This is a genomic window from Dolomitihabitans soli (assembly GCF_022213955.1).
Lineage (GTDB): Bacteria > Actinomycetota > Actinomycetes > Streptosporangiales > Streptosporangiaceae > Streptosporangium_A > Streptosporangium_A soli.
In genome coordinates, this window is sequence record NZ_JAKNTW010000025.1 from 65148 (window position 1) to 84617 (window position 19470).

At 70.1% G+C, this 19470-nt stretch carries 20 protein-coding genes; 15 read left to right on the forward strand and 5 right to left on the reverse strand.

The features are described 5' to 3' along the window. The first annotated feature begins 1 nt into the window (after window position 1). Genes MBA17_RS36430 through MBA17_RS36445 form a run of 4 tightly spaced genes read left to right on the forward strand, consistent with a single transcriptional unit; the run spans window position 2 to window position 4485 of the window. Window positions 2-967: a carbohydrate ABC transporter permease gene (locus tag MBA17_RS36430; protein ID WP_238502051.1), complete on the forward strand. Its 966-nt coding sequence runs from the start codon at window positions 2-4 to the stop codon at window positions 965-967. Then, window positions 964-1785 (forward strand): carbohydrate ABC transporter permease, encoded by an 822-nt coding sequence (locus MBA17_RS36435; protein ID WP_238502052.1) that lies wholly within the window; start codon window positions 964-966, stop codon window positions 1783-1785. The genes MBA17_RS36430 and MBA17_RS36435 overlap by 4 nt, the downstream gene beginning before the upstream one ends. Window positions 1786-1810: 25 nt before the next feature. After that, a complete protein-coding gene (locus MBA17_RS36440) occupies window positions 1811-3070 on the forward strand; it encodes a beta-N-acetylhexosaminidase (RefSeq protein WP_238502053.1) in 1260 nt (419 codons plus the stop codon). Between the two features lie 23 nt (window positions 3071-3093). Then, window positions 3094-4485 (forward strand): cellulose binding domain-containing protein, encoded by a 1392-nt coding sequence (locus MBA17_RS36445; RefSeq protein WP_238502054.1) that lies wholly within the window; start codon window positions 3094-3096, stop codon window positions 4483-4485. Window positions 4486-4550: 65 nt separating this feature from the next. Here the strand turns inward: MBA17_RS36445 and MBA17_RS36450 are convergent, their stop codons facing one another. Further along, the gene (locus MBA17_RS36450; RefSeq protein ID WP_238502055.1) at window positions 4551-4829 is read right to left on the reverse strand and encodes a type II toxin-antitoxin system PemK/MazF family toxin; all 279 of its coding nucleotides are present in this window, start codon (window positions 4827-4829) and stop codon (window positions 4551-4553) included. A 31-nt stretch (window positions 4830-4860) separates the two neighbouring features. Next, window positions 4861-5091 (reverse strand): hypothetical protein, encoded by a 231-nt coding sequence (locus MBA17_RS36455; RefSeq protein ID WP_238502056.1) that lies wholly within the window; start codon window positions 5089-5091, stop codon window positions 4861-4863. A gap of 183 nt (window positions 5092-5274) precedes the next feature. On the opposite strand from MBA17_RS36455, the gene MBA17_RS36460 reads away from it, so the two are divergent. The 4 genes from MBA17_RS36460 to MBA17_RS36475 all read left to right on the forward strand — a co-directional run bounded on the left by MBA17_RS36460 (window position 5275) and on the right by MBA17_RS36475 (window position 9726). Beyond that, on the forward strand, window positions 5275-8289 hold the full coding sequence (locus tag MBA17_RS36460; protein WP_238502057.1) for an alpha-mannosidase: 3015 nt from the start codon (window positions 5275-5277) through the stop codon (window positions 8287-8289). Between the two features lie 10 nt (window positions 8290-8299). Further along, window positions 8300-8932 (forward strand): Pr6Pr family membrane protein, encoded by a 633-nt coding sequence (locus MBA17_RS36465; RefSeq protein WP_238502058.1) that lies wholly within the window; start codon window positions 8300-8302, stop codon window positions 8930-8932. A gap of 96 nt (window positions 8933-9028) precedes the next feature. Continuing rightward, window positions 9029-9178 carry a hypothetical protein gene (locus tag MBA17_RS36470; RefSeq protein ID WP_238502059.1) on the forward strand — a complete coding sequence of 50 codons (150 nt, stop codon included), beginning with the start codon at window positions 9029-9031 and terminating at the stop codon, window positions 9176-9178. 185 nt (window positions 9179-9363) lie between these two features. Further along, entirely contained in the window at window positions 9364-9726 is a 363-nt protein-coding gene (locus tag MBA17_RS36475; protein ID WP_238502060.1) for a nuclear transport factor 2 family protein, read from the forward strand. A 631-nt stretch (window positions 9727-10357) separates the two neighbouring features. On the opposite strand, the gene MBA17_RS36480 is transcribed toward MBA17_RS36475, so the two are convergent. Further along, on the reverse strand, window positions 10358-10954 hold the full coding sequence (locus MBA17_RS36480) for an NAD(P)-dependent oxidoreductase (RefSeq protein ID WP_238502062.1): 597 nt from the start codon (window positions 10952-10954) through the stop codon (window positions 10358-10360). An 83-nt stretch (window positions 10955-11037) separates the two neighbouring features. Between MBA17_RS36480 and MBA17_RS36485 the strand changes: the two genes are divergently transcribed. The 6 genes from MBA17_RS36485 to MBA17_RS36510 all read left to right on the forward strand — a co-directional run bounded on the left by MBA17_RS36485 (window position 11038) and on the right by MBA17_RS36510 (window position 15896). After that, window positions 11038-11640 carry a PadR family transcriptional regulator gene (locus MBA17_RS36485; RefSeq protein WP_238502063.1) on the forward strand — a complete coding sequence of 201 codons (603 nt, stop codon included), beginning with the start codon at window positions 11038-11040 and terminating at the stop codon, window positions 11638-11640. 114 nt (window positions 11641-11754) lie between these two features. After that, a complete protein-coding gene (locus MBA17_RS36490) occupies window positions 11755-12135 on the forward strand; it encodes an SgcJ/EcaC family oxidoreductase (protein WP_238502064.1) in 381 nt (126 codons plus the stop codon). Beyond that, window positions 12132-12530 (forward strand): hypothetical protein, encoded by a 399-nt coding sequence (locus MBA17_RS36495; protein WP_238502065.1) that lies wholly within the window; start codon window positions 12132-12134, stop codon window positions 12528-12530. Before MBA17_RS36490 ends, MBA17_RS36495 begins: the two co-directional genes overlap by 4 nt. A gap of 251 nt (window positions 12531-12781) precedes the next feature. Beyond that, complete coding sequence (locus MBA17_RS36500) at window positions 12782-13501, forward strand: TetR/AcrR family transcriptional regulator C-terminal domain-containing protein (RefSeq protein ID WP_238502066.1); 720 nt, start codon at window positions 12782-12784, stop codon at window positions 13499-13501. A 184-nt stretch (window positions 13502-13685) separates the two neighbouring features. After that, entirely contained in the window at window positions 13686-14276 is a 591-nt protein-coding gene (locus MBA17_RS36505; protein ID WP_238502067.1) for a TetR/AcrR family transcriptional regulator, read from the forward strand. Between the two features lie 51 nt (window positions 14277-14327). After that, window positions 14328-15896: an MDR family MFS transporter gene (locus MBA17_RS36510; RefSeq protein ID WP_238502068.1), complete on the forward strand. Its 1569-nt coding sequence runs from the start codon at window positions 14328-14330 to the stop codon at window positions 15894-15896. Window positions 15897-16109: 213 nt separating this feature from the next. On the opposite strand, the gene MBA17_RS36515 is transcribed toward MBA17_RS36510, so the two are convergent. Continuing rightward, a complete protein-coding gene (locus MBA17_RS36515) occupies window positions 16110-17579 on the reverse strand; it encodes a glycoside hydrolase family 3 protein (RefSeq protein WP_238502069.1) in 1470 nt (489 codons plus the stop codon). 71 nt (window positions 17580-17650) lie between these two features. Between MBA17_RS36515 and MBA17_RS36520 the strand changes: the two genes are divergently transcribed. After that, window positions 17651-18784: an anhydro-N-acetylmuramic acid kinase gene (locus MBA17_RS36520; protein WP_238502070.1), complete on the forward strand. Its 1134-nt coding sequence runs from the start codon at window positions 17651-17653 to the stop codon at window positions 18782-18784. Between the two features lie 82 nt (window positions 18785-18866). On the opposite strand, the gene MBA17_RS36525 is transcribed toward MBA17_RS36520, so the two are convergent. After that, window positions 18867-19433 carry a DUF305 domain-containing protein gene (locus MBA17_RS36525; RefSeq protein WP_238502071.1) on the reverse strand — a complete coding sequence of 189 codons (567 nt, stop codon included), beginning with the start codon at window positions 19431-19433 and terminating at the stop codon, window positions 18867-18869. Window positions 19434-19470: the final 37 nt, after the last annotated feature.

A 19470-nucleotide genomic window follows, 5' to 3' on the forward strand; every position in this document is an offset into this window, starting at 1 on the left:
CGTGTCCGCACCATCCCTGGCGGCCGGCCGCCGGGAGACCCCCGCCACCGGCCCGCCCCCCGCCGCCGCTCCGCCGAGGCGGACCGCGCTGTGGCCGTACCTGCTGATCGCGCCGACCGTCCTCGGCGCGGCCTACCTGCTGCTCTACCCGCTGCTCCGCAGCGTCGTGATCTCCTTCCAGCACTTCAGGACCGGCGAGCTGATCCGTGGCGGGGCGGCCTTCGTCGGGTTGGAGAACTACCGGGCGGTGCTCGGCAGCGAGGAGTTCCGGTCGGTGGTGCTGCGCACCCTCGTCTGGACCGTCGTCAACGTGGTGCTGATCATGGTGATCTCCACCGTGGTGGCACTGATGATCGCCCGGCTGGGGCGGCGGATGCGGCTCGCCGTACTCAGCGCTCTGGTGCTGACCTGGGCCACTCCCGTGCTGGCCGCCACCACGATCTTCCAGTGGCTCTTCCAGTCGCGTCTCGGCGTGGTCAACTGGCTGCTGGTCACGCTGGGCCTGGAGTCGTTCAGGGACTACACCTGGTTCGCCGACGGCACCTCGACCTTCGCCATCCTGGTGACGCTGGTGGTCTGGCAGTCGGTGCCGTTCGCCGCCCTCACCCTCTACGCCGGCCTGACCACGGTCCCCGCCGAGCTGTACGAGGCGGCGCGGATCGACGGTGCGACCAGCCGCCAGGTGTTCACGGAGGTCACCTTCCCGATCCTGCGCCCGCTGTTCGGGCTGATCACCTCGCTGGAGGTGATCTGGGTGTTCAAGTGCTTCGCGCAGATCTGGGCGGTCAGCCGGGGCGGTCCGGACGGCGCCACCACCACCCTGCCCGTCTACGCCTTCCAGGTCGCGCAGTCGCTGCACAAGTACGACCTGGGCTCGGCGATCTCCACGCTCACCGTGCTGATCCTCATCGTCGCCCTGATCACCCATCTGCGGCGGATGGTCAAGCAGGAAGGAGAGCACCTGTGATCCGCCGCCTGCCGCTGAACCTCGCCGCCCTGGTGGTCGTCGTCATCTCGGTCTTCCCCGTCTACTGGATGGCGCTGACCGCCTTCACCCCAACGAAGGACATCCAGGCGGAGACCCCGACCTTCTGGCCGGCCCATCCCACCCTGGAACACTTCGCGACCGCGGTGAACGCCGACGGCTTCTGGACCTTCTGGCGCAACAGCCTGGCCGTCACCGCGGCCGCCGTGCTCCTCGCCCTGGCGGTCGCGCTGCTCGCCGCCTTCGCGGTGGCCCGGATGCGCTGGCGGGGACGGCGCGGCTTCATCCTGATGGTCTTCATCGCCCAGATGGCGCCCTGGGAGGCGCTGCTCGTGTCGATGTTCATCATCGCCCGCGACACCGGCATGCTCGACAAGCTCTCCATGCTCACGCTGATCTACTTCATGACGACGCTGCCGTTCACGATCGTCACCCTGCGCGGCTTCCTCGCCTCCATCCCGCCCGAACTGGAGGAGGCGGCGCTGATGGACGGCTGCGGCCGGGCCGCCGCCTTCCGCCGGGTGGTGCTGCCGCTGCTCGCCCCCGGCCTGATGTCGACCTCGCTGTTCGGCTTCATCACCGCGTGGAACGAGTTCGCCTTCGCCAACGCGCTGATCATCAAGAACCAGGACGACCGGACGCTGCCCGTCTGGCTGTCGTCGTTCAGCAACGTCTTCGGCACCGACTGGGGCGCCACCATGGCCGCCTCCACCCTCTTCATGCTCCCGGTGCTCCTCATCTTCCTCATCCTGCAGCGCCGGGTCACCTCGGGCCTGATCGCCGGCGCGGTCAAGGGATGAGCCATCCAGCCGAAGGGACCCCACGTTGATCATTCCGCGGCCGAGAGAGCTGGCCGTCCACGGCGGTTCCCTCCTCTACCATCAGGACCTCCTGCGCCAGGGGCCGGACGACGTGTCCCTCGGCGACGAGGGCTACCGGCTGGACGTCGGCCGGCACGGCGTCGAACTGACGGCCGGCGGCCCGGCCGGCCGCTTCTACGGCATGCGCACCCTCGCCCAGCTCGGCCCGAGCCTGCCCGCGGGCACGATCGAGGACCGGCCGCGATTCGCCTGGCGCGGCGTGATGCTCGACGTGGCCAGGCACTTCATGCCGAAGACGTTCGTGCTGCGCCTCATCGACCTGCTCGCCGAGCACAAGCTCAACGTGCTGCACCTGCACCTGACCGACGACCAGGGCTGGCGGCTGGAGATCGAACGCCATCCACGCCTGACCGAGGGCGGCGACTTCTACACCCGCGCGGACATCCGGGAGATCGTCGGGTACGCGGCGGAGCGGTTCGTGACCGTGGTGCCGGAGATCGAGACGCCCGGTCACGCCCAGGCGGCCATCGCGGCCTACCCGCGTCTCGGCAACGATCCGGCGCGGCGGCTGCGGGCCTGGGAGTCGTGGGGGATCAGCGAGCACGTGCTGAACCTGGAGGAGTCCACCATCAGGTTCTTCCAGGACGTGCTCGACGAGGTGATGGAGCTGTTCCCGGGCGACTTCGTGCACGTCGGCGGGGACGAGTGCCCCACGGCGGAGTGGGAGCGCAGCCCCGCGGCGCGGCGGCGGATGCGCGACCTGGGGCTGTCCGGGCCGGCGGACGCGTGCGGCTGGTTCATCGGCCGGATGGCCGCCCACCTGCGGCGGCACGGCCGCGAGCCGATCTGCTGGGACGAGCCGGGACGCCGCCCCGCGCCGGGGACGACGACCATGGTGTGGCTCGCCGAACAGGCGGACGCCGGGCAGGCCGACATCATCCTCACCCCGCACACCCGGACCTACTTCGACTACTACCCCTCCGACGAGCCGGGCCAGCCGCCGGCCCAGCGAGGCGTCCTCACCCTGGCCGACGCCTACGCCTTCGCGCCCGACCCCGCCGCGCGTGGCGTCCAGTGCCAACTCTGGACGGAGTACATGCCCACCCCGCGGGACGTGGAGTACATGGCCTTCCCGAGGCTGTGCGCGTTCGCCGAGGTCGCCTGGGGCTCGGCCGGCGACTACCCCGACTTCCTGCGGCGGCTCGACCCGCACCTGGCCAGGCTCGCCGCGCAAGGCGTGCGCATCGGCCCGCTGATCCCCTGAACCCCGCGAGAAAGGGCAAGAAAGTGCGCAGAAAGGTGTTACCCGGCCTGTTGGCCGCCGCGCTGCTGATCGTCACGGTCTGGGTGTTCGCCGGTCCGGCGAGCGCCCAGCAGTCCCTGCGGCTGCAGTACCGCACGAGCGCCACCGGCGCGACCGCCGACCAGGTCGAGCCGTGGTTCAACCTGGTCAACGACGGCGGCTCCGCGGTGTCGCTGTCCGGCGTCAAGATCCGCTACTACTTCAAGGCCGACACCCCCGCCCAGCAGTATCGCTTCGCCTGCTCGTGGGCGGTGATCGGCTGTGCGAAGGTGACCGGGTCATTCGTCGGCGGCGCCTCGGACCGCTACCTGGAGGTCGGTTTCACCTCCGGCAGCCTCGCGGCCGGCGGGCAGACCGGTGATCTGCAACTGCGTTTCCACCGGGCCGACTGGCAGACGCTGAACCAGAGCGACGACTACTCCTTCGGCGCCGGCCGTACGACCTACGGCGACTGGACCAAGGTGACCGTGCACCACGACGGGGCACGGGTCTGGGGCACTCCGCCCCAGGGCGGCGGCGACCCGACCCCGACGGTGACCCCAACGGTGACCCCGACGGTCCCCGGCGGCACCGGCGTGGTCTTCGACGACTTCGCCTACACCAGCGCCGACGACCCGGCCATCGCCGCCCACCGCTGGACCGTCCGCACCAACAGCGGCGGCCCCGGCGTCCCCGGCGCCACCTGGCCCAAGGAGAACGTCACCTTCCCCACCATCGGCACCGGCAACCGGGCGCTGCAGCTCAAGGCCGAGACCGACGGAACCGGCGCGGGCACCCGCCAGTCGGAGTTCCTGCACCAGCGCAAGTTCCTCGAAGGCACCTACGCGGCCCGGGTGAAGTTCAGCGACGCCCCGGTCAGCGGTCCCGACGGGGACAACATCGTGCAGACCTTCTTCACGATCACCCCGCTGGCCGCCGACCTCGACCCCGACTACAGCGAGCAGGACTTCGAGTATCTGCCCAACGGCGGCTGGGGCGCCCAGGGCCCCATCATGTACGCCACCACCTGGGAGACCTACCGGAACGAGCCCTGGCTCGCCGTCAACGTCCACCACGAGGTGACGGCCAGCTACAACGGATGGCACGACCTGGTCCTCCAGGTCTCCGGCGGCGTCGTGAAGTACTACATCGACGGCGCCCTGTTCGCCGAGCACGGCGGCATCTACTATCCCGAGACCGTGCAGTCGGTCAACTTCAACCTGTGGTTCATCAGCGGCGGCCTGGTCGGCTCCTCCGCCCAGCGCGGCTACGTCCAGCAGGTCGACTGGTTCTACCACTCCAAGAACGAGGTCGTCGCGCCCGCCGAGGTCCTCAACCGCGTCTCCACCTACCGCACGACCTCCACCCCCTGGGTGGACACCGTTCCCAACCCCTGACCGGACACTGATCTTGGACACGGCCACGGCTCGCGCGGCGCCCGCGCGAGCCGTACGTGCGGGCGTCAGTTGTACAGGCCGAGGACGGTGTGCAGGGCCTCGTCGATCTCTTCGAGCTCTCGGGGTTCGAGCCGTCCGGCGAAGTCGCCCAGGCGACGCGGGGCGACGGCCACCATCTGCTCGACCATGACCTGGGTTCGCTTGCCGAGGAGCTCTACTTCGGGGCGGAAGGGTGAAGAGGGTGCACCGGTGGAGGTAGGAGCGATGAGGACGGTCGAGAGGTGGACGAGGAAGTCTGATTGGAGGATGACGGCGAACCGCTCGCCCCGTTGCTCGTGTGCCACCGCATCTCGAGGGGCGCGCAAACGATACACATCACCACGCACGTAGGTGCTCCGTGTCCTTCATGATTGCTTCCGCTTCGGCCTGGTCGGCGGGATCGGTGGCCAGCCTGTCGGCTGCGATCCGCGCGAGTTCCATGCGGTGGAGACGCTGGGCGACGAGAAGGGCTCCGCGGACGGCGTCGGTCGCGGATCTCCCGTCGGCGGTCAGCTCATCGAGAGCCTTTTCGGCTTTGCGATCGAGGTCAACAGTCAGCATGCCCATATCTTCACTGTACGACGAGCCCCCGCGCAGGCGATCGAATGAAATGCGTGATCAGATGATTACGTAAAGTGGCATAGAGCTGGTCGAGTCGGGATGAGGGGGCTCGTGGCCTGCTCCGCGCGGGGATGCCGGGTGACAATCCCGCCTCCGTGGCCGATCATCTCCGGGAGGGGAGTGATCGGCGTGCATGACGATCGGGTGCTTGTCGAGGGGCGGCTGGAGAGGGTTCTGCGGGAGCGGATCCGGCCCGCGGTCCACGGGCGGGCCGTGCCGCTCACGGCCGAGGTCTGGCATGCGCCGGGCGAGCCGGTCCCGTTCGCCGAGGCGTGCGGGCAGGAGTACGGCCCGGCCGCCGTGGGCGACGCGTGGGGGCCGCCGTGGGGGACGAGCTGGTTCAGGCTGTCGGGACGGGTGCCGGCGGCGTGGGCGGGGGAGACCGTGGAGGCGGTCGTCGACCTCGGGTTCGACGCCGACCGGCCGGGATTCCAGTGCGAAGGGCTGGCCCACCTGCCGGACGGGACGCCCGTCAAGGGACTCAACCCGCGTAACGCGTGGCTGCCGGCGGCGGACCCGGCTGCCGGGGGTGAGGAGGTCGCGTTCCTGGTGGAGGCGGCGGCCAATCCGCTGATCGACTACTCGGGCGGCCCGTCCCCGCTGGGCGAGCTGAGCACGGCGGGCCGCGAGCCGCTGTACCGGCTCGCCCGGATGGACCTGGCCGTGTTCGACCACGGGGTGTGGGAGCTGGTCCAGGATCTGGACGTACTCGGTCAGCTCATGCGCGAGCTGGGCACGCACGAGCCGCGCAGGTTCGAGATCCTGCGCGCCATCGAGCGGGCCCTCGACTCCCTCGACCTGCACGACGTCCCCGCTACGGCGGGCGAGGCGCGCAAGTGGCTCGCCGACCCGCTGGGCCGTACCGCCCACGCCAGCGCGCACCGGATCTCCGCCGTGGGCCACGCGCACATCGACTCCGCCTGGCTGTGGCCGCTGCGCGAGACCGTGCGCAAGGTCGCCAGAACCGCCGCGAACGTGACCCAGCTGATGGACGATCACCCGGGCTTCCGGTTCGCCATGTCCCAGGCGCAGCAGCTCGACTGGATCAAGGAGCACCACCCGCTCGTCTACGACCGGGTGAAGCGACATGTCGCCGACGGCCGTTTCATCCCGGTGGGCGGCATGTGGGTGGAATCGGATACCAACATGCCCGGCGGCGAGGCCCTGGCCCGGCAGTTCGTGCACGGCAAGCGGTTCTTCGCCGAGGAGTTCGGCGTCGAGACCGAGGAGGTGTGGCTGCCCGACTCCTTCGGCTACTCGGCCGCGCTGCCCCAGCTCGTGAAGTTGTCGGGGTCGCGCTGGTTCCTCACCCAGAAGATCTCGTGGAACCAGACGAATCCCTTCCCGCACCACACCTTCGCCTGGGAGGGCATCGACGGGACCAGGGTGTTCACCCACTTTCCCCCGGTGGACACCTACAACGCCGAGCTGTCGGGCGGCGAACTGGCCCGCGCCTCGCGCAACTTCACCGAGAAGGGCAGGGCGACCCGCTCGCTCGTGCCGTACGGCTGGGGCGACGGCGGCGGCGGTCCGACCAGGGAGATGCTGGCCCGCGCCCGCCGCACCGCCGACCTGGAGGGGTCGCCGCGCGTCTCGCTGCACACCCCCGCGGAGTTCTTCGCCGCGGCCGAGGCGGAGTATCCCGACCCGCCGGTGTGGTCCGGCGAGCTCTACCTTGAGCTGCACCGCGGCACCTACACCAGCCAGGCCAGGATGAAGCAGGGCAACCGCCGCAGTGAGCATCTGCTGCGCGAGGCGGAGCTCTGGTCGGCCACGGCCGCGGTCGCCGGGCTGGTGGAGTATCCCCACGACGAGCTGGACCGCGTCTGGAAGACGGTCCTGCTGCACCAGTTCCACGACATCCTGCCGGGCAGTTCCATCGCCTGGGTCCACCGCGAGGCCGAGCGCACCTACGCGCGGGTCGCCGCCGAGCTGGAGGCCGTCATCGAGCGGGCTCAGCGGGCGCTGGCGGGAGAGGGAGACGGCACCGTCGTCTTCAACGCCGCGCCGATGGGCCGGGACGGCGTCCCCGCGCTGGCGGCGGTGCCCCGCCCGCACCCCGCGGACCCGGCGGCGGACACGACCGTCTCGGCGGAGCCCGGGGGCGGATTCGTCCTGGACAACGGCCTGCTCCGCGCCGAGATCGACCGGCACGGCCTGATCGTCTCCCTCGTCGACCTCGCCGCCGGACGGGAGGTGCTCCCGCCGGGCGCGCGCGGCAACGTGGTGCAGATCCATCCCGACCTGCCCAACCGCTGGGACGCCTGGGACGTCGACGCGTACTACCGCAACACCGTGACCGACCTGGTGGCCGCGCAGGAGGTGGCCCGCCACGACGCCACGTCGGTCCGGGTCGCACGCGCCTTCGGCGCCTCCCGCCTGCGCCAGGTCCTCCGGCTGCTCCCCGGCGCCCGCCGTCTCGACATCGAGACCGAGGTCGACTGGCACGAGACGGAGAAGATTCTCAAGGCGGCGTTCCCGCTCGACGTCCAGGCCGACCGCTCGGCGTCGGAGATCCAGTTCGGCCACGTGTACCGTGCCGCGCACACGAACACCTCGTGGGACGCCGCGAGGTTCGAGATCTGCGCGCACCGCTGGATCCACGTCGGCGAGCCCGGCTACGGCGTCGCCGTCGCCAACGACTCCACCTACGGTCACGACGTCACCCGGCTGGCCCGGCCCGGCGGCGGCACGACCACCACCGTACGGCTGTCGCTGCTGCGCGCCCCGCGTTTCCCCGATCCGCAGACCGACCAGGGCACCCACCGCTTCCGCTACGCGCTGGTCCCCGGCGCGTCGATCGGCGACGCCGTGCGCGAGGGATACCATCTCAACCTCCCGGCGCGCGAGGTGCGCGGCGGGTCGGCGGTCGCCCCGCTGGTGGCCGTGGACGACCCGGCGGTGGTCGTGGAGGCGGTCAAGCTGGCCGACGACCGGTCGGGCGACGTGATCGTCCGGCTGTACGAGTCGCTGGGCGGCCGCGCGGCCGCACGGCTCATCTGTGCCGTGCCGTTGTCCTCGGTCACCGAGACCGACCTGCTGGAACGTCCCCTCGCCGACGGCCGGTCGCTCGCCCCGCCGGACATCACGCTGCGATTCCGGCCCTTCGAGATCATCACCCTCCGCCTGCGTACCGCTGAATGAAGGTGTCCGAATGCGTGTGACCTGGCGGATCCTGCTGGTCGTCATGGCAGTCGTCGGCCTGGTCTGCAACTGGGCCACCGCGGCCGCCCCGCTGAACCCGCCGGTCTACTTCACCGTGCAGAGCAACCTGGCCCTGGTCCTCTACTACGGCTGGCGGCTCCTCGGCCGGGACACCTCGGCCACGCTCAAGGGCGCCGTCACCCTCTACCTGGTGATCACCGGCCTGGTCGCGCACTTCGTCCTGACCGGCGGTGCCAACCCCCTGCTGCTGTTCCCCGACGGCTCGGGCGACGACGTCCGGGACCTGGGCAGCCTGCTGCTGCACTACGTCACGCCGATCATGGCGCTGGCCGACTGGCTGCTGTTCGACCGTTCCCGGCGGCTGGGCTGGACCGACCCGCTGAAGTGGCTCGCCTACCCCTTGGCGTACGCCGTCTTCGCGCTGGGCCGGGGCGCTTTGCTCGCACCCGGGACCGCCCGCCGTTACCCCTACCCGTTCCTCGACGTGGACCGGCTCGGCTATGACGGCGTGGCCGTTCAGGCGGTCGTCCTCGCGGTGGTCTTCGCGGTGCTCGGGTACGCCCTGATCGCACTGCGCCGCATCGGGGCGCCGGCGGCGGAGACCGTCACGGCACCGTCGTGATCTCGTTCGGGATCTCGTTCGGGATCGCCTGGCTTCGCGTCCCTGACCGGAGTGGGCCTGTTGGTAAGGCTGGCCCCACCAGCCGCCATCTGTGCCGTGTTCGGCATCGACGACAAGACCGCCATCCGCTACGCCAACGCCGCCCGCCGCCTCCTGCAGACCCCGCGGAAACGCCCGAACCACCGTGACACCATAGGCGTCGTGATCCTGCGGATGAGCTTGTCAGCCGAAGGCTGCTCAAGGTGACGGTGTCCTGGCACACCCATCCAGCGATGATCAAACCTCGCTGGAGCACATGTGGTTACACATGAGCGATCTCGGTCCGGTTCGCTTTCACACACCGACGATCGGAGTCCCTGGATCGGACTGCAAAGATCAGCCGAGCGTGAACGTCCTGGCGCGGATACGGCGCTGCTGGGAGGGTGGACCTCATGATGGAGGACTTGCGGGACGCCGAGCGCCGACTCCAGGCCGCGCAGCTCGCTGGAGATGTCGAGGCGCTGGATCGGCTGCTGGATGATCGGCTGATCTTTACCTTCGGTGCGAACGTTGCGACCAAGGCGGACGACCTGGAAGTGCACCGCACTCGGTCGCAGGTGGTGACGAAGGTGGCCGAGGAGGAGTTGACCGTGCTCGCCGATGGGCGCACCGGGGTGACGTGGTTTCTCGGCACCATCGAAGGGACCGTCTCCGGTGCGCCGTTCGCGGCCAGGATGCGCTACACCCGTACTTGGCTATACGGCGAGACGCACGGCTGGCGAATCATCGCCGTGCACGCCAGCACGACCGATTGACATAGCCGACACGTTGTCCGACGACCGGCCAGCCGGATGGTCACCGACGAGGTTCGACCGCCCCCGGGGGGCGGGCCGACGCTGGAAGCCAGGCTATCCCGGCAAGATCAAGGACTGGATCTTGGTATCCCAGCTCCGGCCCATGCACGAAAGGATCAAAGCCAGTACTGACGGAGACACCCTCTTAGCGACGTTCAATGCGCTGAACCCACGAGGCAAAGAGGCCTTGAGATGCCGAACCCACGTGAGTTCCCGCTGAAGACCCTTCAGTTCGCGTGAACTCTGGGCCTTCCCGGCCCCCACTCAGGTTGGCGTCACCAGGGGCAAAGTCACTGGTAGTGGCAGCGTCGGGCGGTGGCGCCATTGTGACCAGTGCAGAACCTGCCGGGTGGTGCAGCAGTGGCGTAACTCCAACCTCTCCCCGCGTCTGTGTCTTGAGGGAGTGACCCCGCTCCCCCATCGCGGGGGGCTTCCCACCCTGGAGACATCTGCGCCGCCGGCTGTCCCCGCCTGGAGTTCCGTCCTGACGCCTTCGACCGCCGTGGCGCGCTTGTCGGCGGGGTCCGGTTGCGGTGCGGCATACAAAGCAAGCTTGTCCGAGGCGCTGGATGGTCCCACCGTATGAGCGAGGCTATCGGGGGCCGCAGATGCCGAGGGCCTTGCCGATCAGGGCGGGATCCTCGACGGTGTCGAGCAGCGCCATCGCGTAGTCGGCGCGCGAGAGCTGCATCGCGCCGCCCGTGGCGTTGGCCTCGAAGTCGATGTGCACGCGCCCGGCGGGCGGCTTGTCGTTGAGCATCGTGGCGCGGGCGATGCTCCAGTCGAGCCCGCTGACCTGCAGCATGCCCTCGGCGCGCGCGAGGTCCACATACGCCTCGCGGAAGAACAGCCACGCCAGGGAGACCGCGAGGCGGGGCCGGGTGGCGGGCACGGAGCGGCTGCTCGTCATCACCATCCGCCGTACGCCGTGCTCGTGCATGGCGGTGATGAGGGTGGCGGCGATCCGGCTGCCGCCGACTGCGGCGATGACGGCGTCCTGCCCCTGTACAGCCCGGTGTACGGCCTCGAGGTCGTGCGCGTCGCCCTGGTGCACGCCTGCCAGCCCGGCGCGGCCGGCGAGCAGTTCCGGCCGGCGGGCGAAGGCAGTGATCTCGTGTCCGCGCTTGACGCCTTGCGTCAGGACGTGCTTTCCGGTCCGGCCGGTCGGTCCGATGACCATGATCTTCATGATGGTGCCTCTTTCAATATGGTGTTTTGCACTATAGCGATATTCCTGAGCTATAGTGCAAACTGCACCAAGAAAGGAGAGTCATGGCACGACGTCCCGACCTGGTCGGCCTGACCGTGCTGGCCATGCTGTCGGTACGTCCCGGCCACCCGTACGAGCTGCACCGCTTCATCGTCCACACGCACAAGGACTACGTGACGGGGCTGCCGAGAAGCCTCTACCACGCGGTCGACAAGCTGGCCGGCGAGGAGCTGATCGTCCCCGTCGAGACCAGCCGGGAAGGCCGCCGGCCCGAACGCACGATCTATGAGATCACTGACGAGGGCCGCCACGAACTGGCGACCAGGCTCCGGGCGCTTCTGGAGAACCCGGGCGGCGAGCGCCGCGTCTTCACCGCGGCCGTCTCGCTCATCGGCGTCCTCCCGATGCCCGACGCGTTGCAGTCCCTGCGCATCAGGGAGGCGGCACTCGAAGGGAACGTCGCCGGGCTGAACGGACACCTGAAAGCCCTGCGCGACAGTGGCCTGCCCGACGTCCTGGCGATCGAGCTCGACTACGAGCGGGCCTTGACCGATACCGAGCTGGCCTGGATCAGGCGGCTCATCGCCCGCCTGGAGTCGGGCGAACTCGGCTGGTCGGGCACCTACAACCGCGACCAGCTGGAAAACGTGCTCGACGAATCATGAGAAGCGGCTGTCAGGGTGCGCCAACACCCTGACAGCCGGACATCCGAACAAGGCGCCTGCCCTGCCTGGAGTCGCAACCTCAGGATAGGCGCCGCGACCACAAGGAGTTGCGCCATGTCCGCCAACGCGGAGATCATCACCATGCTCACCCGCCTCGCCGAGGCGTGGAACGCAGGTGACGCCACTGCCTACGCCGCGCGGTTCACCGAAGACGCCGACTACATCTCCTTCGACGGCACGCACACCCGGGGGCGCCAGGCCATCGAGTCCTCGCATCGATGGCTGTTCGAGGGGCCGCTCAGGAACTCCACCATGTCCGCCCCTGACAGCGACGTCCAGGTCAAGCCGCTGGCCGCCGGCGCCGCGCTGGTGATCTCCCAGGGCGGCACCGCTGTGGACGGCCGCCGGCGCGACTCGATCGTCACCTTCACCGCCATACGCACCCCCGAGGGCTGGCGCTTCGCCTCCTTCCAGAACACCAGGGTGACGTCGTGACGAAGAAGAAGCTGCTCGCCGAGGTGGCCGGGGTCATCGAGGCGCCGGTCGCCAAGGTCTGGGTCGCCGTGGCCGACGAATTGCTGCCCGATGGCAGACGCTCCGGCCGTTTCACCATCGAAGACGTCCCCGGCCACACCTCCACGGTGGAGGTGGCCGGTCACACCATCTCCTTTCAGGGCGGCTGGTGGTATCGGGGCGAGTGGAGCATCGAACCGCATCCCGAGGGGGCGCTGCTCGTGCATCGCGTCTTCAACGTGGCGCGGTGGGCGCGCTGGGGCGTGCCGCTCGCCAACCGCATGTTCGTCGGTTTCGCCGGCAGTACGCGTGCGGCCTTCATGGAGAAGCTCGCCCGGATGGGACATCGTCTGGGGTGTCCCACCCGTCCGGCCTGAATGTCAACGGTTCTCTCCGCCGGATGCCCGTCAGGTCGGCGTAGCCCGTGGCGGGCAGGGTCGCCACTCTGATCTCCCTACGTCACTCACATCCGCACGGCCAGTGGCGGCAACCAGCGTTCTTCAGCCCGCTATCGCCTCTGGCCGGTCCGTTGTTGCTTTAGCCCTGTTCCAGCTATGAGGGGCGAACCCTGTTCGTTGGATGCAAAGAGGAAGCCTCGAAGGAGTGCCGACATCCGGAGGTGCCGTCAATGGTCGTAGCGACCCGGCCGGACGACGTGGGGTTCCCCGACCGTCCCTGGCGTAAATCCCGCAAGACCTCCTCACCCCGGCAGCCGCTCAGCCGCGAGCTGATCGTCGAGGCCGGTCTGCGGATCCTCGACGCCGAGGGGCTGGACGCGCTGAGTATGCGCAGGGTCGCCCAGAAGCTCGGCACGGGCCCAGCCTCGCTCTACGCCCACATGGCGAACAAGGACGAGCTGCTGGAGTTGGTCTACGATCGGATCCTGGGGGAAATCCGGATCCCCGAGCCCGATCCGGAGCACTGGCGGGCGCGGCTGCGGGAGCTGGCGCTGGAGTCGTTTCGCGTGCTGACCGCCCACGCCGACATCGCCAAGGTCGCCCTCACGAACATCCCGACCACCCCCAACGCGCTCAGGACGGGCGAGGGCATGCTCGCGATCATGCTGGTCGGCGGGCTGCCGCCGCGGATCGCGGCCTGGGGGGGCGACCGCCTCTCCCTCTACATCTCGGCCGACGCCTGTGAGTGCTCGCCGCGCCGGGCAAGTCAGAGGGAGGCTGGCGAGATGTTCGGGCAGATCCGCGATTTCTACACCAACCTGCCGCCCGACCGGTTCCCGCTCCTGTCCGGCCACGTCGACGTGATGATGAACGGCGGCGGCTACCAACGGTTCGAGTTCGGCCTCGACCTGATACTGGACGGCCTCGCCAAGTACGTCCAGCGCCCCTGACCGAGGCGGAAGGCGGGCGCCGAGCCGGGCACGCCCGCCGGACAGTGCCAGGCATGATCAGCTGTCGATGCTCGCGGTCTTGTAGGCCCCCCACGCGGGCTGGTCGATCCACGGCAAAGTGTGATAAATCACTTCGCAATGTGAAAGTTTGCAGAGTGTGCAAGTTTGACTCAGAATGGAGGGTGTGACGGGGCGGAGGGATCGGAAGAAACAGGAGACACGGGAGGCGTTGACGAGGTCCGCGCTGAAGCTGGTGCTGGAGCGTGGCATCGGAGGCGTGACCGTCGAGGACATCAGCGGGGAGGCCGACGTCTCGTCCCGCACGTTCTTCAACTACTTCTCCTCCAAGGAGGAGGCGGTCCTCGGGGCCACGCCGTTGGTACGGGCGCGGATCGCCGATCGGGTGGCGGCGGCTCCGGCGGACCTTCCGATAGTGGAGACGCTCCGGCTGGTGATGCGGGCCGAGGTGGCGGAGGTCGAGGAGGGACACGACCTGGCGCGCCAGCGGATGCGGATCTGCGAGGAGAACCCGTCGCTGCTGCCGTACCTGGTGGCGAGCGGCATGGAGCTTGAACAGGGGCTGGCGGCGGCGATAGCCGATCGGACCGGGATCAAGGAGTCCGACGGTTATCCGGTGCTGGTCGCCGCGGTGGTCGCGGCCACCCTGCGAGCGACGATGATGCGCTGGTCCGGTACGGCGGGCGAGCGGCCGCTGGCCGACCTGCTGGATGAGGCGTTCGACCTGCTGGCCGGCGGATTCGCCGTCCCTGATTGATCATTTCCGCGGGCCTGGGAGGTTCGCGGTGAGCAGAAACATGAGGAGACAATGACGACCACGGATGCCGTCGTGCCCGATGCGGCCACCGGCCAGACGTCGCGGCGCAAAGTGTTGCAGGCCCTGTCGGGGCTGATGCTGGGCATGTTCGTGTCCATTCTGGCTTCGACGATCGTGGCCAACGCGCTGCCCCGGATCATCACGGACCTGCAGGGCAGCCAGTCGGTCTACACCTGGATCGTCACCAGCGAACTGCTGGCGATGACGGCCACGGTGCCGCTGTGGGGCAAGATGGCCGACCTTTACAGCAAGAAGTTGCTGATCCAGCTCTCGCTGGGCCTGTTCGTCGCCGGCTCGCTGATCGCCGGGCTGACGCCCAATGTGGAGATCTTGATCGTCAGCCGCGTGGTGCAGGGCGTGGGCGCGGGCGGCATGACCGCACTGGCGATGATCGTGATGGCGGCGATGATCCCGCCGAGGGAGCTCGGCCGGTACGCCGGGATCTTCGGCGCGGTGTTCGGCATCGGCACGGTCGCCGGGCCGCTGATCGGCGGAGTGCTCGTCGACACCTCCTGGCTGGGCTGGCGCTGGTGCTTCCTGATCGGGGTGCCGTTCACGCTGGCCGCGATCGTGCTGCTGCAGCGCACGCTGAACCTGCCGGTGGTGCGGCGTGAAGTGAAGATCGACTACTTGGGGGCGTTCCTGATCACCGTCGGGGTGTCCACGCTGCTGCTGTGGTCGTCGCTGGCCGGCAACCAGTTCGAGTGGGTGTCCGCCTGGTCCTTCGGCCTGGTCGCCGGCGGGCTGGTGCTCCTGGTCGCGGCGGTCTGGGTGGAGTCGCGCGCGGTGGAGCCGATCATCCCGCTGAGCATCTTCCGCAACCGTACGGTGACGCTGGCCACGGTGGCGAGCGTGCTGGTCGGCGTGGCGATGTTCGGCGGCACGGTGTTCCTCTCGCAGTACTTCCAGGTGGCGCTGGGTCACTCGCCGACGGTGGCGGGCCTGATGAGCCTGCCCATGATCTTCGGTCTGCTCGTCTCCTCCACGGTGGCCGGTCAGCTGATCACCAAGTGGGGCCGCTGGAAGGGCTTCCTGGTGGCGGGCGGCGTCACCATGACGGCCGGCATGCTGCTGCTCAGCTCGATCGACGCGCGGACCAGCGCGCTGCTGCTGGGCATCTACATGGCCGTGCTCGGCGTCGGGGTCGGCATGCTGATGCAGAACCTGGTGCTGGCCGCGCAGAACGACGTGCCCGCGCACGAACTCGGCGTGACCACCTCGGTGCTGACCTTCTTCCGCAGCATGGGCGGCGCGGTCGGCGTCAGCGCCCTCGGCGCGGTGCTCGCCAACCGGGTCACCAGCCTGATCACGGAGAAGCTCGGCCCGCTCGGCGCGGGGGCGGACGGCGGCGGCGCGGTGCCCGACATCGCCACCCTGCCGGCGCCGCTGGTTCGCGTGGTGCAGGACTCCTACGCCACCGCCACCGCCGAGCTGTTCCTGATCGGCGCCCCCATCACCGTGCTGGCCCTGCTGGCGGTGCTGTTCATCAAGGAGAAGCCGCTCAACACCCTCAGCGGTGACGAGCGTCTCGCGCAGGAGGCGGCCCCCGTCTCCCACTAGTTCCCTCGCCCGGCGCCGCCGGAGACGATCGGCCCTCGGCCGGGTTTCGTCTCCGGCGGCGTCGGTTTCTGAGCGGAAACCTCGGTGGCGCGCCCACCGTACGGCCGGGTGGCCCCGGCACCCGCGTGCCCGGCCTTGCCGGCCCGAGCCCGGCGCGCGCCCGGTTCAGGTGATCGGAGAGCGGGCAAGTCCGGGTTCGGCGCGCCTCCGGTGTCAGGTGCCTGTGGCGAGCAGGCGGGCGACGGCCCTGGCCGAGGCGCGGGAGACGCCGTGCGTGGCGAGATGGACGGCCCCGGCGGGAGCGCCGGGAACACCGGTCTCGACGACGACCGCGTCGGGGCGTCGCCGTACGGCGTCGGCCAGGAGGTCGAGCACCCACGGGTGACGGGCGGCGTCATGGACGACCAGCACGACGGGGCGGCCGTCGGGTGTGAGGTCGGGGAGGGCGTGGCCGGCGGCGGTGACCGTGTGACCCTCGGTATCGGGCCACAGTTCGGTGAGCGCGCCGATGAGACCGGTCCGGGCGGCGAGGTCGACCGCCGCGCTCATCCGCGGGGCGATGTCGACGACCAGCGGGGCACCCGACAACACCGCGTACGGCTCGCCGCCCGGCGCGATCGTCACCCGCAGCGCCGCACGGGCCGCCTCCATGCCGAGCTCCTCGTCGGGCACGTGGCCGGGTACGCCGGCCGGAGCCGAGGAGAGGGCGAGGACGCGGGCGGCGGCTTCGGCGAGGCGGGCCTCGGGGAGGCGGCCGGCGTGGACGGCCTCGACGACGCCGTCGCGGAGCGCGAGGACGCTCTCCCCGCCGGGGGAGGAGGTGCCGACGCAGATGGCGTCCGCGCCCGCCGCGAGCGCGCGGACCGCGATCTCGGCGGGTGAGCCGAGGGCGGCGACGGCGCGCATCTCGATCGCGTCGGTGACGAGCAAGCCGCCGAAGCCCAGTTCGTCGCGCAGCAGACCGGTCAGGATGCGCCTGCTCAGGGTGGCGGGGTTGGCCGGGTCGAAGGCGGGGACCAGGAGGTGACCGCACATCACCGCGCGGACCCCGGCCTCGATGGCGGCGCGGAACGGAGGCAGGTCGCGCTCGCGGAACAAGTCGGCGGACGCGTGCACGGTGGGCAGCGCCAGGTGCGAGTCGGTGACGGTGTCGCCGTGGCCGGGGAAGTGCTTGGCGCAGGCGGCCACCCCGGTGGCCTGGAGCCCGGCGATCCAGGCCGCGGTGTGGCGGGCGACGAGATCGGGATCGGGTCCGAAGGAGCGGATCCCGATCACCGGGTTGGCCGGGTCGGCGTTCACGTCGGCCACCGGGGCGTAGTTCAGGGTGATGCCGGCGGCGGCGAGCATGGCGCCGATCTCGCCGGCGACCCGCTCGGTGCGTTTCACGTCGTCGCCCACGCCCAGCGCGCGGTTCCCCGGCCAGGAACTACCGGTCCTGGCCTCCAGCCGGGTGACCGCGCCGCCCTCCTCGTCGACCGCGACCACCACGCCCGGGTTCTCCTGTCGCAGCTTGGCGACGAGGCCGGCGGTCTGCGCCGGATCCTCGATGTTGCGGGCGAAGAGCACGGCCCCGCCGAGGCCGTCGCCGAGCGTGCGGAGCAGCCAGGCGGGTGGCGCGGTGCCGTCGAAGCCTGGCTGGAGCACGGTGAGCGCCAGCCGGCTCAGATCGGGACTGTGGTGCATGAGGGTGCCTTTGCGTGTAGATAATCTCCGAAGAACTCTATAGCCATGAAAACTCTCTACAAGGAGTCTCCGTGCGGGTGCTAGGACTGATCTCGGGAACGTCCCACGACGGAATCGACAGCGCGGTCGTCGAGTGGTCGGCGGACGGCACCGAGATCACCGGAGTCGTCGAGCGGATCGGGGAACGGCCCTACGACCGCGACCTCAGGGCCCGGATCGTCGAGGCGTTGCCGCCGAACCGGCCCGGCATGGCCGAGGTGTGCGCGCTGGACACCCTGATCGGGCAGGCGTTCGCCGTCGCCGCCCAGGAGTGCGGGCCCGTCGACCTCATCTGCTCCCACGGGCAGACGATGTATCACTGGGTGGAGGAAGGACACGTGCTCGGCACGATGCAGCTCGGCCAGCCCGCCTGGATCGCCGAACGGACCGGCGTGCCCGTGGTCTCCGACGTCCGGGCCCGCGACGTGAGCGCGGGCGGGCACGGCGCGCCACTGGTCTCCTACCTCGACCTGCTGCTCCTGGCCGGGCTGCCCGGCCGCGCCGGGGCGCTGAACCTGGGCGGGATCGCGAACCTGACCGTGCGGGACGAGGGCATCGCCTACGACACGGGACCGGCGTCGGCGCTGATGGACGCGGCGGTGCTGGCCGCCACCGGTGCGTCCTTCGACGAGGACGGGCGGCTGGCCGCGGCGGGGGAGGTGCACGAGGGGCTGCTGGGCGAACTGCTCGCCGAGCCGTACTATCGGCTGCCGCCGCCCAAGAGCACCGGCAAGGAGTTGTTCCACGCCGGCTACCTGGCACGGGTCGCCGCGCCGTACGGGCTGGGGGTGGCCGACCTGCTCGCCACGCTCACGGCGCTGACCGCGCGGACCGTGGCGGCGGAGATCCGGCGTCATCGGCTCGGCACGGTGGTGGTGTCGGGCGGCGGGGTGCGCAACCCGGTGCTGATGGGGATGCTGGCCGAGGCGGCGGGCGGGGTCCGGCTGGTGCCGAGCGACGAACTGGGGGTGCCCTCGGACGCCAAGGAGGCGATCGCGTTCTCGCTGTTCGGCTGGCTGACCGCGCACGGGCTGGCGGCGACCGTCCCGTCCTGCACCGGTGCGGCGGGCGCGCGGATCCTCGGTTCGATCACGCCGGGACGGGGCCCGCTGGTGCTTCCCGAACCGTCGCGCGTCTCACCGGAACGGATCCGCTTCGAGCGCTGACCCGCCGTTGAGCGCCGCCGTTGAGCGCCGGAGTTGGGCGCCGCCCGCCGGGACCGGAGCCGCCAGGACCTGCCGAACGCCGCTAGGCGCTCGGCGTGGGAGCGTCCAGCCCGGCGAGGAGGCCGAGCATGTGGTCGATCTGGGCGGTCTGGGCTCGGCTGATCCGGCGGGCCAGCTCGACCGTGGGCGGGTTCGCGCCCTTGGCGACCTCCTCGTCGGCCATCTGCACCGAGTCGTCGAGGTGCGCGATCAGCAGGTTGAGGAAGTCGCGGTCGAAGTCCGCGCGATCCGCCTTCCGGAGGGCGGTCATCTCCTTCGCCGACGTCTGGGGCATGCCGCCGTGACCGGCGTGCGCGTCGGCGCTCGCGCTCAGCGGCTGGTCCCAGGAGTGCAGGCGCTCCATCATGGTGTGGACCTCGGTGGCCTCGGTGACCGCGATGGCGCCCGCCAGGGTCCTGACCTCCTCGGTGGTCGCCTTCTTGCTCGCCAGCCGTACGATCTCGATGCTCTGCTTGTGGTGCTCGATCATCATCTGCAGGAACATCACGTCGGCGGCGGAGACGGTGTCCGCCGCCGCGGGCGTCTCGCGTTCCCCGCCGCCGCATCCCGTGATCAGCAGGATGGCCAGGACGGTGACCAGAAGCCTCATCGGGCGTCCTCCCATGGCGGGTGGTTCCCGGCGGGCG